The sequence below is a fragment of the Streptomyces sp. SID1328 genome (assembly GCF_009865595.1).
GTDB lineage: Bacteria > Actinomycetota > Actinomycetes > Streptomycetales > Streptomycetaceae > Streptomyces > Streptomyces griseoluteus.
Genome location: NZ_WWKH01000370.1, coordinates 1 through 1,396 on the forward strand (window position 1 = coordinate 1; position 1,396 = coordinate 1,396).

Annotated in this window: 1 protein-coding gene and 1 pseudogene; both read right to left on the minus strand. The window is 75.1% G+C overall.

All coding sequences use genetic code 11. The annotated features are described in order from the left end of the window. Nucleotides 1-306 precede the first annotated feature (306 nt). Nucleotides 307-597, minus strand: coding sequence for a YkvA family protein (locus GT030_RS11035; protein WP_135793301.1), 291 nt, complete (start codon nt 595-597; stop codon nt 307-309). 78 nt (nt 598-675) lie between these two features. After that, nucleotides 676-1,396, minus strand: a pseudogene (locus tag GT030_RS11040) (hypothetical protein); the annotation flags it as partial.

Consider the following 1,396-nt stretch of genomic DNA (forward strand, 5'->3'; position numbering starts at 1 on the left):
GACGCTGCGCCCCGTCGCCGCAGCCCGCAGCACGCCGGGCGGACCGCCGTCGTCGGCACCGCCCGGATGCCGCGCGCCTATGGGCGCGCGCGGGTGCCCGAACGAACGGGGCGCCCGCGGATCGGGTCGGCCGGGCAGTCGCACCATGTGCCCATGTCTACACTGCCGCGCTCCGTCAGGCGAGGCCGTACCCCGAGGTGAAGGGCCTTTCCGCGCCGATCCGCGCTCACCTGCGCCGCCCTCCTGCTCACCCGGCTGGTGGAAACCCGTACGGGATCACCCGAACCGCCTCGGGACACCCAAGGCTCAGAAGTCGCCGGGCTTCTCCGGCAGCGGGCGTGTCGCGGCGCGCATGCTGCGCAGGGCGAGCAGGAGGACGCCGATGTCGTCGAGGTAGACGGGGTCGGGGAGCAGATCCGTCGGCAGTACCAGATAGAGGACCGCACCCCAGAACACCCAGCGCGGCCCGGTCGGCAGCCCCGCGTCCCGCAGCGAGCGCCGCGCCCTGACCAGCCGCACCAGCAGGACGATGGCGAACACCAGCACCACCGCCGCCGCGAGGGCCGCGACCACCAGCACGATCGTGGAGTTGTCCATGCGTCCTGTCCCCTCCCGACGCGCGGCCCGCCCGCGCCCTCTTCCTTCTGCCCGCTGTGGCGCGCGGCAGCCGTCGGGTCACACCCGGTCGCTGCCCTCGGCCTCGCGCTCCGGGCCGGTTCCAGCGGCGCTGTCAGGGTTTTCGGGCCGTTGCCCCCGCGCCGGGAGCCGCAGCCGCTCGAACGTCCGGGTGAGCTGCTGCAACGGCGACTGGTTGCGGGCCGAGGGCCGCTGCTGAGGCAGCCCGGGCAGCGGGGTGTCGCGGTACGCGGCCAGCGCCTCGTGGGCCTGCTCGGCGGCCTCGCGGTACAGATCCCGCGACTTCGTCATCGCCTCCAGCGCCTCCCGGTACCGCTCGACCCGGCGCCGCTCCCGCTCCAGCTCCTCCTGCACGGTCATCAGCGCCCAGTTGTCCCGCAGACCGGCCAGCGCCTCACCGAGTCCGCGCGGCCTCGGGCGCGACAGCGCGACGAAGTCCCGCAGGGCCGTGACCAGCTCGGCCGGCTCGGAGCCGTCCAGGAAGACGCTGCGCACGGCGTACGCCTGCCGGTCGTACCCCGCGGGCGCCGGGTCCGGGGGCAGCAGTACGGCACCGCCGCGCGGCACCTCCACCCCGAGGTCCTTCAGCGCCCAGTTGACCGCCCGGAACTGCTGGGGGGTGGCCCGGTGCTCGATCACCCGGTGCCGCAGCCCCGGCGGCAGCAGCCGGGCCAGCGGCAGCCTGCCGCGCTCGTCCGGCGTCATCGCCTCGTGTACGACCAGATTGACGCACCACGCCTCACGGGCGGCGTCCCGCAGT